Source organism: Erythrobacter sp. 3-20A1M, from assembly GCF_018636735.1.
Lineage (GTDB): Bacteria > Pseudomonadota > Alphaproteobacteria > Sphingomonadales > Sphingomonadaceae > Alteriqipengyuania.
In genome coordinates this window covers 1,039,205-1,048,774 of the sequence record NZ_CP045200.1, presented here as the reverse complement: position 1 = coordinate 1,048,774, position 9,570 = coordinate 1,039,205, and the positions used below count along the sequence as shown (strand labels likewise).

Annotated in this window: 14 protein-coding genes; 10 read left to right on the top strand and 4 right to left on the bottom strand. The window is 66.8% G+C overall.

Going from position 1 to position 9,570, the window contains the following annotated elements:
• Window positions 1–118 precede the first annotated feature (118 nt).
• The 3 genes from ykgO to F7D01_RS05200 are packed head-to-tail and all read left to right on the top strand — an operon-like array spanning window position 119 to window position 928.
• The gene (ykgO, locus tag F7D01_RS05205; protein ID WP_160735550.1) at window positions 119–244 is read left to right on the top strand and encodes a type B 50S ribosomal protein L36; all 126 of its coding nucleotides are present in this window, start codon (window positions 119–121) and stop codon (window positions 242–244) included.
• 43 nt (window positions 245–287) lie between these two features.
• Window positions 288–539, top strand: coding sequence for a hypothetical protein (locus F7D01_RS15485; RefSeq protein WP_371819685.1), 252 nt, complete (start codon window positions 288–290; stop codon window positions 537–539).
• Complete coding sequence (locus F7D01_RS05200; RefSeq protein WP_371819684.1) at window positions 494–928, top strand: HAD-IA family hydrolase; 435 nt, start codon at window positions 494–496, stop codon at window positions 926–928. The genes F7D01_RS15485 and F7D01_RS05200 overlap by 46 nt, the downstream gene beginning before the upstream one ends.
• A 4-nt stretch (window positions 929–932) precedes the next feature.
• Here the strand turns inward: F7D01_RS05200 and F7D01_RS05195 are convergent, their stop codons facing one another.
• Window positions 933–1,286, bottom strand: coding sequence for a hypothetical protein (locus F7D01_RS05195; RefSeq protein ID WP_215229151.1), 354 nt, complete (start codon window positions 1,284–1,286; stop codon window positions 933–935).
• Between the two features lie 172 nt (window positions 1,287–1,458).
• Here F7D01_RS05195 and F7D01_RS05190 point away from each other — a divergent pair, with 172 nt between their 5' ends.
• Both F7D01_RS05190 and F7D01_RS05185 read left to right on the top strand, forming a co-directional pair.
• Window positions 1,459–1,983 (top strand): helix-turn-helix domain-containing protein, encoded by a 525-nt coding sequence (locus tag F7D01_RS05190; RefSeq protein WP_215229150.1) that lies wholly within the window; start codon window positions 1,459–1,461, stop codon window positions 1,981–1,983.
• Entirely contained in the window at window positions 1,984–2,298 is a 315-nt protein-coding gene (locus tag F7D01_RS05185) for a hypothetical protein (protein ID WP_215229149.1), read from the top strand.
• Here the strand turns inward: F7D01_RS05185 and F7D01_RS05180 are convergent.
• A complete protein-coding gene (locus F7D01_RS05180) occupies window positions 2,295–3,077 on the bottom strand; it encodes a hypothetical protein (RefSeq protein ID WP_215229148.1) in 783 nt (260 codons plus the stop codon). The two genes, F7D01_RS05185 and F7D01_RS05180, sit on opposite strands and share 4 nt — an antisense overlap.
• A gap of 105 nt (window positions 3,078–3,182) precedes the next feature.
• Here F7D01_RS05180 and F7D01_RS05175 point away from each other — a divergent pair, with 105 nt between their 5' ends.
• Entirely contained in the window at window positions 3,183–3,668 is a 486-nt protein-coding gene (locus tag F7D01_RS05175) for a LuxR C-terminal-related transcriptional regulator (protein WP_215229147.1), read from the top strand.
• Between the two features lie 68 nt (window positions 3,669–3,736).
• On the opposite strand, the gene F7D01_RS05170 is transcribed toward F7D01_RS05175, so the two are convergent.
• Both F7D01_RS05170 and F7D01_RS05165 read right to left on the bottom strand, forming a co-directional pair.
• Window positions 3,737–4,846 (bottom strand): serpin family protein, encoded by a 1,110-nt coding sequence (locus F7D01_RS05170; protein WP_215229146.1) that lies wholly within the window; start codon window positions 4,844–4,846, stop codon window positions 3,737–3,739.
• 192 nt (window positions 4,847–5,038) lie between these two features.
• The gene (locus F7D01_RS05165; protein ID WP_215229678.1) at window positions 5,039–6,547 is read right to left on the bottom strand and encodes a YifB family Mg chelatase-like AAA ATPase; all 1,509 of its coding nucleotides are present in this window, start codon (window positions 6,545–6,547) and stop codon (window positions 5,039–5,041) included.
• Between the two features lie 327 nt (window positions 6,548–6,874).
• On the opposite strand from F7D01_RS05165, the gene rpmH reads away from it, so the two are divergent.
• The 4 genes from rpmH (at window position 6,875) to yidC (ending at window position 9,569) form a co-directional block, all read left to right on the top strand.
• Window positions 6,875–7,009, top strand: a complete 135-nt coding sequence (gene rpmH / locus F7D01_RS05160) for a 50S ribosomal protein L34 (protein ID WP_160597292.1) — start codon at window positions 6,875–6,877, stop codon at window positions 7,007–7,009.
• A 122-nt stretch (window positions 7,010–7,131) separates the two neighbouring features.
• Window positions 7,132–7,554 carry a ribonuclease P protein component gene (gene rnpA / locus F7D01_RS05155; RefSeq protein ID WP_371819683.1) on the top strand — a complete coding sequence of 141 codons (423 nt, stop codon included), beginning with the start codon at window positions 7,132–7,134 and terminating at the stop codon, window positions 7,552–7,554.
• The gene (gene yidD, locus F7D01_RS05150; protein WP_215229145.1) at window positions 7,551–7,778 is read left to right on the top strand and encodes a membrane protein insertion efficiency factor YidD; all 228 of its coding nucleotides are present in this window, start codon (window positions 7,551–7,553) and stop codon (window positions 7,776–7,778) included. Before rnpA ends, yidD begins: the two co-directional genes overlap by 4 nt.
• A 27-nt stretch (window positions 7,779–7,805) precedes the next feature.
• Window positions 7,806–9,569, top strand: coding sequence for a membrane protein insertase YidC (gene yidC / locus F7D01_RS05145; protein ID WP_215229144.1), 1,764 nt, complete (start codon window positions 7,806–7,808; stop codon window positions 9,567–9,569).
• Window position 9,570: the final 1 nt, after the last annotated feature.

The following is a 9,570-nucleotide window of genomic DNA, read 5'->3' as shown; positions in this document are numbered from 1 at the left end:
CGTGCTCTCGGCGGTTCGGCGCTTGACTCGCATCGGGCCCCCGATTATCCGCCCGCCTTGATTTTTGCGGCATCGCAGACCATCTGCGGTGCCGATTTCAATTCCCGGGAACGAAACCATGAAGATTCGCAACAGCCTCAAGTCGCTGAAGAACCGCCATCGCGATTGCCGCGTGATCCGCCGTCGCGGTCGCACCTACGTCATCAACAAGACGGTGCGCAAGTTCAAGGCCCGCCAGGGCTGATGGCGCGCGTCCGCATGCCGGACGCTTCGCAGAATCCGACAGCATGAGCGACCGGGCGGACCCTTCCGCGCCGGTCGTTTCGCGTGTGGACGCGGTCGTCTTCGATGTCGGCCGCGTGCTGGTGCAATGGGATCTGCGCGTGCTGTTCGCGCAGGTGCTGGACGATCCGGACGAGATCGCGTGGGTCTATGCCCACGCCGTGACGGAAGCGTGGCACGGGCAGGTCGATCGTGGTCGCGCCCTGCTGACATGGTGGCCGAACGCCGGGCGCTGTTCCCGCAATATGCCCCGGTGATCGAAGCCTACGCGACCCGCTTCCCCCAGAGCATTCCCGGGCCGGTGCCGGGCACGGCCGAGCTGGTCGAGGCGCTGGCGGCGCGTGGGATGCCGCTCTACGCGATCACCAATTTCGGTGCCGAGTTCTGGGACCAGTTCTCACCCGACTGGCCGGTGCTCGACCATTTCAGCGACATCGTCGTCTCCGGGCGCGAGAAGCTCGCGAAGCCCGATCCGGCGATCTACCGCCTTGCCGCGCGGCGGTTCGGCCATGCGCCCGAACGAATGCTGTTCATCGACGACAATGCCGACAATATCGCCGCGGCGCGTGCGCTCGGCTGGCAGGGGCACCACTTCCGCGATGCCCCGACCCTGGCGGAGGATTTGCGTGCGCGCGGGCTGATCTAGCGCGTCATTTCGCGCAGTCGGCGATTTCCTCCGCGCTGAAATCGACACCCTCGACCGTGAAGCGGGTCACTTCGCCGGCCTTCTTCGCCAGATGGCGGCAGACGTGGATCGGGCGCAGATTGCTCTTCTTCGAGGCGGCGCAGACCGTATCCTGGCACGACCAGGCGGTACCGCGCGCGATGATCGTGGCTTCCCCTGCGGGCTGGGCCAGCTCCGCGCGATAATAGGGGCCGCCATCGGCGGAGGCGGGCGCGGGACTCAGCGCCGCGCCGAAGCTCAGCGCGGTCCAGCCGAGGGCGAGCCCGGCTATGGAAGCGCAGGCGGCGAGAGAGCGGGTCGATTTCGCGGGGTTCAGCATGGGTTGTCCTTCCTTCGTGCATCGAACCGCAGATGACGACGCAACGCTTTCGCTCCGGTTCGAGTTGCGGATCGCCACCTATTATGAAAGGTAGCAGGTTGCAACCTGAAACGTATATTCCCTTGGGTGATTGCCTGCGCGGGCGTAGCGTGACCCGTTCGAGAGGATTGCGATGATCGACAAGGTACGAGAGCCCCTACGCGAACTGAGTGCCTGTGGCCTGCCCGAAGCGCTGGAGGTGATGGGCGAGCGTTGGGCGTTCATGATCCTGCGCGCCAGTTTCAACGGGCTGCATCATTTCGAGGAATTTCTGAACGAGCTCGGCATCGCGCGCAACATCCTCTCCAACCGACTGACCAAGCTGGTGGAGAATGGCATTCTCGACCGCGAGCCGCACCCCGAGGACCGACGGCGGATCGAGTATCGGTTGACGGAGAAGGGCAAGGACCTGCTGCCCGCCATGCTCGCGCTGCGCCAGTGGGGGCAGAAATACGCCGCCGAACGCACCCCGACCGACCCGGTGCTGGTGGACGAGCGCGACCGCATGCCGGTCGGCCCGATCGCGCTGCTCGCGCATGACGGGCGGATGCTGACCGGCATGGATCTTACCATGATCGCCCGCGCCAATTTGCCCGAACGAGCCCGCGGCGTGCGCGAGGGCACGCTCGATCGCGAGCTGACCGAGCCCGCCGGGTAGGTGAGTGATCGCAACGAGGGGCCGGAGCATACGCCCGACGGCCGCTACATCGTGGTCGACGGCGTGCTGTGGCGCGCGACCGACCCCTCCCTTCCCGAAGAGCGCCGGCAGGCGCTGGTTAACGACCTGATGGATGCCCGCCGCGCGGTCGGCGCAGCGAAGCGCGCCGGCGATACCGGAGCGGAAAAGGCCGCCCGTACGCGGGTTCACGCGGCCAAAGTCGCGCTGGGCGAACGCGGCCCGGTGTGGTGGAACGACGGCGCGCCGGATTACACGCGCTGCAAGCTCGCGAACACGCGCTACGCCGAGAGCTAGGCCTGCGCCTCACCGCCCGGATGCGATCCGGCGCGCTGCGGGATCAGCCACACCAGCAGCGCCACCGCCGCCAGCAGCACCAGCGAGGCGATCGGGCGGCTGAGCGCCAGTCCGCCCTTCGCCACCGGCTTGTCGAGGAAATCGCCCACCGTCGCGCCCAGCGGGCGGGTCAGCACGAACGCCGCCCAGAACAGCGCCACGCGGTTCGCGCTGGTGGTGAGATAAAGCAGCGCCAGGATCGCCAGCCCGCCGCCGAACAGCGCCGCCCCGCCCAGATAGCCCAGCCCGCCGGTATCCGCCGCCCAGTCGCCCAGCGCGGTGCCGAGCGTCTGCGAAAAGGTGATCGTGACCCAGTAGAAGGTCTCGGCCCGCGGGCTGGCGATCCGGTTGACCGATACGGTACCCATCGCGCGGTGCCATACCAGCAGGCTCAGCAGGACCAGCGCCAGCAGCAGGCTCGCCCCGCCGGGATAGCCGATCCCGATGGAGCGGGTCGCGAAATCCGCCATCGTGGTCCCCGCCGTGGTCGAGGCGATGATCGTCGCCCAGTACAGCGCCGGGTGGAACTTCGCCGCGCGCACCTGCCAGATCACCAGCGCGACCAGCGGCACCACGAAGATCGCGGTGCTGACGAGGTAGCCCAGATTGAAGGTCATCGACAGCGTGTCGCCGCCGGTTTCGCCCAGCGTTGTGGCGAGGATCTTCACGATCCAGAAGCCCAGCGTGACGGCGGGCACCTTGGACAGGGTGTCTCTGGCAATGTCTCGATCGGTGGTCATGGCGTACCTCGTGCTGCGTGTGAGCGGCGGAGCTAGTGCCGGGCGCACGCAGCGGCCATAAGCAGGCGCTTACCCGAGAGGATTCCAGCGAAAGCGGATGCACGAATGACCACCCCAACCCTGCCGCAAGACGCCGTCGCGCCGCTCGCCATCGTGGCGGTGCAGCTTGCCGCCGCGCTCTATTTCGTGATCGACGGCGTGGCCGACTGGCTGGAGCTGGCGACGCGCGGCGCGGTGGGCGAGGTGCTGCTCGAATGCCTCGTCGCGCTGGCGCTGTTCCTCGCCGTGGCATTGGGCGCGAAGGTGCTGCGCGACACGCTGCGCCGCGCGGCGCGGCAGGAGGAGGCACTGGCGATCGCGCGCGGGGCCATGGCCGACCTGCTGGACGCGCGCTTCGCCGCCTGGTCGCTCTCGCCCGCGCAAGCCGACGTCGCCGTATTCGCACTGAAAGGCTGCAGCGTCGCCGAGATCGCGGCGATGCGCGGCGCGGCGGAGGGCACCGTGCGTTCCCAGCTCAGCCAGGTCTATGCCAAAGCCGGCGTCACCAGCCAGGCAATGCTGATGGCGCTGTTTATCGAGGAGCTGGTGTGAGGGAAGTAGGGTAACGGCGCGCCCAAATGCACGCGCCGTCGGATCGAGAATACGCCGTATTCGGAAGCTTAAGGTTCGTCCGCGTCCGGAGCGGGTTTCTCTCTCACCGCCGATGCCGGCGCATCGTAAGCCGCCGGGTTTGCGATCCGACCAACGAAAAGAACGGTATCGGTTTCGAGGTCGCGAACGACGAACGCGAAGGGGCGGTCGACGATGAACTTTTCGGGTTTTGGTGGCTCCCGTCTCGGTCCGGTGACCACTATCACGGACAGTACCGTCACCGCTGCAGCTCGCGTTCCTTTTTCGAACACTTGCAACCGGGTAAAATGTTTGACCCTGTTGATCGATAACGCAGGCTCGCCAGGCTCTGACATGCGGGAAAAATCGGCTTCGTCACTGAAGGGCAAGCGAAGGCCCAGCGTCTTCAGAGGTTCGATCAGTCCGGTATCGAAGGCTGCTTCGAAACGCGGGAGCGACAGTTCGGTATAGCGGGGCTCGTTTTGGCTTAGCGCATGCGTAAGCTTATCGATCGTGCCTAGATCTGGTGCCTTCGCCATCACGGTGCGCCGCTTGGGGATGATGACATCCATTACATAGCGCCGCTCGGCGTAGGGGATCCGCACCGCTTTCCAGCCGCCTTTGGATGCGTGCACTAGGTGAGCTCGCTCGTGCATGAGGACGAACGGTTTCTCCTGACCATTTCCGAACAGGAACGGCTGCTCGCTCGCGGAACCGAATTTGTTCGCCCAACCGCCTTCGAAATAAAGCGCGTTGGCCAGGATCGCGGTCGTACCTGGGCCGATATCATTCTCGCGGATGATCTTGGGGATAAGCTCTCGCGTTGCCTCTTTGGACCAGGCGTTCACCCGATCCACCACCGCTTCCTTGTTCCTGAAATCGACCTGTTCGGCGGTGGCGGCATAACGTGCCGCCGCATCTGCAACATATTCTTTGCTGAAGCGGATGCGGTCCGACAACCAGAGTGAATTCGCGATCGAAACCGTGGCGTCTTCGCTTTCGAATTCCAGCGCGTGAGAATCGGACGGTGGAGACAGGATGGCTTGGATCTGCTCGCGCGTAGCGCCATCCGCGCCCAATTCCGCAAGGCCGAACGCTTGTTCGACGCTGGCGGGCGAAAGAATTGCATTCTCTTCTGGCCCGACCTTCTCATCGAGCAAGGGAAGGAGTGCTAGCGCGCCAACGCTGTCGGCGTGCGCTTGTGCGCTATCGGCCTGAACCCTCTCGCGTGCATCCAAGGGACGATGAGACAACAGCACCGCGACTATGAACACTGACCAGCGCAACCGCATTTTCTCTTCCCCCGCTTGCCGATGCAGAAGAAGATAGGGCGGAAGTGTTAATTTAACCGATTACCCCCGCACCCCCATCCGGCGGTAGCTCAGCGCTTCCGCCACGTGGATGCGCCCGACATTCTCCGCGCCAGCGAGGTCGGCGATGGTGCGCGCGACCCTCAGCATCCGGGTGTAGCCGCGAGCGGAGAGGCGCATCGCCTCGGCAGCCTGCATCAGCAGTTTGCGGCCCGCCTCGTCCGGGGTGGCGAAGCTTTCCAGCGCGTCGCCGTCCAGCTCTGCATTGGTGCGCGCGCCGCTTGCTTCGCCGCGGGCCGTCTGGCGGCGGCGGGCTTCGGCGACCCGCGCGGCGACTTCGGCGCTGCCCTCCGCAGGTGGGGGCAGGGCGAGGTCCGCCGCGCTGACGGGGTCGACCTCCACATGCAGATCGATCCGGTCGAGCATCGGGCCCGAAACCTTGCTCTGGTAATCGGCGGCGCAGCGCGGCGCGCGGCTGCAGGCGAGCGCGGGGTCGCCCAGATGGCCGCAGCGGCACGGGTTCATCGCCGCGACCAGCTGAACCCGGGCGGGGAAGCTGACATGCGCGTTGGCGCGCGCGACATCCACCTTGCCCGTCTCCAGCGGCTGGCGCAGCGAATCGAGCACCGCGCGCTGGAATTCGGGCAGCTCGTCGAGGAACAGCACCCCCAGATGCGCGAGGGAGACCTCTCCCGGCTTCACCTTCAGCCCGCCGCCGGTCAGCGCCGCCATGCTGGCCGAATGGTGCGGCGCGCGGAATGGGCGGGTGCGGCTCATCCGCCCGCCCTCCAGCGTACCCGCCACCGATTGGACCATGCTCACCTCCAGCGCCTCTCCGGCGGAAAGCGGCGGCAGGATGCCGGGCAGGCAGCTCGCGAGCAGGCTTTTGCCTGCGCCCGGCGGCCCGACCATCAGCAAATTGTGCCCACCTGCGGCGGCGATCTCCAGCGCGCGCTTGGCGGTTTCCTGCCCCTTGACCCGCTTGAGGTCCGGCCCCGGCTCGGTCTCGGCGACGCCGCCGGGCTCTGGATCGGGCAGGCGCGCGGTGCCCTTCAGGTGATTGAGCAGGCCGATGAGATCGGGCGCGGCGACCACCGGTACCCCGCTCGCCCAGCGGGCCTCCGCCCCTTGCGCGGCGGGGCAGATTAGCCCGCATTCCGCTTCGCTCGCATGCAACGCGGCGAGCAGCACGCCGGGGCTCGGCACCACGCGGCCATCCAGCGCGAGTTCTCCCACCGCGACGAAATCGGCGAGCTGTTCGGCATCGGTCACGCCCATCGCGGCGAGCAATGCCAGCGCGATCGGCAGGTCGTAATGCGACCCTTCCTTGGGCAGATCGGCGGGAGAAAGGTTGATCGTGATCCGCTTGGGCGGCAGCGCCAGTCCCATGGCGGAGAGCGCGGCCTGCACCCGCTCGCGGCTCTCGCCCACCGCCTTGTCCGGCAGGCCGACCACGGCGAAGCGCGGCACGCCGGGCGCGACCTGGCACTGCACCTCCACCGCGCGCGCTTCCAGCCCAAGATAGGCGACCGTGCGAACCAGTGCGACCAAGCCGAAATTCCCCCTGTTGGCGGCCACGATGGCGCAGCGCGCGCGGCAAGTCGAGCCCCGCCGCGCGTCGGCTAGCGCGAAAGCAACCATTCCGGTTGTACCGTCGCCAAGCCTGCCGCTTGGGCCGATGACAAGGGCTGGCGCGCGGCGCGGCCACGGTCGATGTCGCGATGGCCGGCCGGCCTGCCGTACCATGCATCGCCTATCTTGACTTGGATTGCGGCGGCCTTTAAGTGCGCGCGCTGTATGGCGGTCGCCTTCGCGGGCGGCCCTTTTTGTTTTACCGGCGCTGATGCGTCGCCCATTCTATCGAACGAGGACGATCCGATGAAGCGGACATTCCAGCCCAGCAATCTCGTACGCGCCCGTCGCCACGGGTTCTTCGCACGCAAGGCGACCGTCGGCGGCCGCAAGATCCTGCGCGCCCGCCGCGCGCGCGGTCGCAAAAAACTCTCTGCCTGAGTTTTTTGCCGGTTTCTTGTTAGACCCTCAGACGCCGGGCGCGCGCATCCGCGCGCTTGGCTTTCGCGGCACTGGCCGCGACGCGCGGTCGCGCTTGCGGGCTCCCTGACGGGAGCCCGTTCGTGTATTCGGCTCCTGTGAACGACTCCATCTCCACCCTCCGCAAGCGCGCCGATTTCCTCGCCGCGAATCGCGGGCTGCGGGTCGCGCGGCCCGGCTTCGTGCTGCTGGCGCGGGCGAACGACGGGGCTGGCAAGCGGTTTGGCATCACCGTGACCAAGAAGATCGGCAATGCCGTGGTCCGCAACCGGATGAAGCGGCGCTTTCGCGAATTGCTGCGCGCGGCGCTGCCGGCCGAGGGGCTGGCCGACCACGACCACGTGCTGATCGGGCGCGAGGGCGGGGTGGAGCGCGATTTTGCCGAGCTGCGCGCGGAGCTGTCCGCCGCGCTCGCGCGGGCTGCCGCGGGGAAGGGCGATCCGCCGCGGCGCCGCCGTCCCAGTCGCAAACCGCAAAAGGCGCACGGGCGGGGCCGCCAGCCATGAAGCGCGTGCTGATCTGGATCGCGCGCGGCTGGCAACTGGGCCCGTCGCTCCTGATACCGCCGACCTGCCGCTATTCGCCCAGCTGCTCGCATTACGCGATAGAGGCGCTGGAGAAGCACGGGGCAATCAGGGGTGGATGGCTGGCGACGAAGCGTATACTGCGCTGCCATCCATGGGGCGGGCACGGCTACGATCCGGTGCCCGAACGCTCCGACAAGGGCTGACACTACCGATCGGACGGGATCGACGTTTTGGAAAACTCACGCAATATCATCTTCGCCGTGCTGGCGTGCGCGCTGATCATCTTCGGATGGGACGCGGCGATGAACTATTACTATCCGCAACCCGACAAGGGCGAAACCAATCGCGCCGATACGCCCGCGGAGCGGCTGGAGCAGGAAACCGGCGATGCGCCGGTCGCCCCCGGCTTGCCCGGCGCCCAGGGGGCGGTCAAGCAGGTTGATCTCGCCACCGCGCTGTCCAGCGCGCAGCGGGTGCGGATCGATGCGCCGCGCGTGGCGGGTTCCATCAACCTGGTCGGCGCGCGGATCGACGATGTCGAGCTGAAGGATCACCGCGAGACGGTGGAGAAGGACAGCGGCCCGGTGCAGCTGTTCGCGCCCGAGGGCACCGCGACGCAGGAATACGCCCAGTTCGGCTGGGTCGGCAGCGGGGCGAAGCTGCCCGACGCGCAGACCCGCTGGCAGGCCGATGGCGATCTGCTGACCCAGGCGAAGCCGGTTACGCTGAGCTGGAACAACGGCGAAGGGCAGACCTTCCGCATCCGTTTCTCGATCGACGACAACTACATGATCACGGCGGAGCAGACCGTGGGCAACAGCGGGGGCGGGCCGATCGTCGCGCGCCCCTTCGCCACCATCACCCGCACCTCCAAGACCGCGAGCAAGGACACCTGGATCTCCCATTCCGGGCCGATCGGTACCTTCGCGGATTCGGTCGAATACGATCCCAATTACGGCGATCTGGTGGATGACGGGCCGTTCACGCCCACCGGCAAGGTCGGCTGGATCGGCTTTACCGACATCTACTGGCTGGGCGCGCTCGTGCCGCAAACGGGCGCTGCGCCGGAGGCGGGCTTCCGCTCGCTGGGCAACGACCTGTTCCGCGCCGACCTTATCTACCGCCCCGCCTCCATCGCACCGGGCCAAGCGCTGACCCGCACCACCCGGCTGTTCGCGGGGGCGAAGGATTCGACCATTCTCGACGCCTATCAGGATGCGGGGATTCCGCAGTTCGGCCTGGCGGTCGACTGGGGCTGGTTCCGCTGGTTCGAGAAGCCGATGCTGTGGCTGCTGCGCCAGCTGTTCTCCATCGTCGGGAATTTCGGCGTCGCGATCATCCTGCTGACGGTGATCGTGCGCGGGATCATGTTCCCGGTCGCGCAGAAGGGCTTCGCCAGCATGGCGAGCATGAAGGCGATCCAGCCGAAGATGAAGGCGCTGCAGGAACGCTACAAAGACGACAAGATGAAGCAGCAGGAGGAAATCCAGAAGCTGTTCAAGTCCGAAGGCGTCAATCCGCTGGCGGGCTGCCTGCCGATGCTGCTGCAGGTTCCGGTGTTTTTCGCGCTCTACAAGGTGCTGATCCTGGCGATCGAGATGCGCCACCAGCCCTTCGTGCTGTGGATCCACGACCTGTCCGCGCCCGACCCGGCGCATGTGCTGAACCTGTTCGGCCTGCTCGATTTCAGCCCGCCGGGCTTCCTGGCGATCGGCCCGCTTGCGCTGCTGCTCGGCTTCACCATGTGGGCGACGTTCAAGCTCAATCCGGCGGCGATGGACCCGACCCAGCGGCAGATTTTCAACATCATGCCGTGGATCATGATGTTCGTGATGGCCCCCTTCGCGGCCGGCCTGCTGCTGTACTGGAACACCTCCAACCTGCTGACCCTGCTCCAGCAGCGCTACCTCTATTCCAAGCACCCGCAATTGCGCGCGCAGGCGGACGAGGAGCGCAAGGCCAAGGAAGCGGACAAGGGTAAGGCAAAGGCGTGAC